This is a genomic window from Lonepinella sp. BR2357 (assembly GCF_051851525.1).
Lineage (GTDB): Bacteria > Pseudomonadota > Gammaproteobacteria > Enterobacterales > Pasteurellaceae > Lonepinella.
Genome location: NZ_JBPDVG010000030.1, coordinates 1 through 530, shown reverse-complemented (window position 1 = coordinate 530; position 530 = coordinate 1). Strand labels below are relative to the sequence as shown.

Sequence of the window (530 nt, the reverse complement as noted above, 5' to 3'; positions counted from 1 at the left end):
ATTTTTAGCTAAGGCATGTTGATAGCTATCATCATCAACTTTATTCACTTGATAAACTAATTTGCCATTTAAATCAATGGTATCGACACCTCGAATCGCAATATCAGGATAAAGTTCAGTTAAAGCATTGATGACTAATTTTTCGGTATTGAGAATATCGTAATTAACACGGATTGGTGTACCTGATGTTGAAACTGTTTCACCAAAGGTAACGGTATCTGTACCCTCATTCATATCAATTTTGCTACCGTTCATCTGTATATCGCTAGAAGCAATAGTGAGTTGGTCGTCACCCGCTTTAAGGTCGATATTGCCATTCACAACAGTTTTTCCATTGAGATTGACGGTGTTTTTGTTTTCATCACCGACAATGGCTAAAGGATCATAGTTTGTTGTTGCACTCGTTTTGATTTTGGATCCATTGGCATTGATAGTACTGTCTTTGGCGGTAAATGTGCTTTCATTTTTCACTTTTACGCCGTTCGCAAAGCCATTGACGACACTGTTATCAAGGGTAATGTTTTTGTCAG

At 37.4% G+C, this 530-nt stretch carries 1 protein-coding gene; it reads right to left on the bottom strand.

The window, feature by feature from the left end; all coding sequences use genetic code 11:
- Window positions 1-530: hypothetical protein (locus ACTG7L_RS10785; RefSeq protein ID WP_439328536.1), on the bottom strand; the 530-nt coding region annotated here is incomplete at both ends.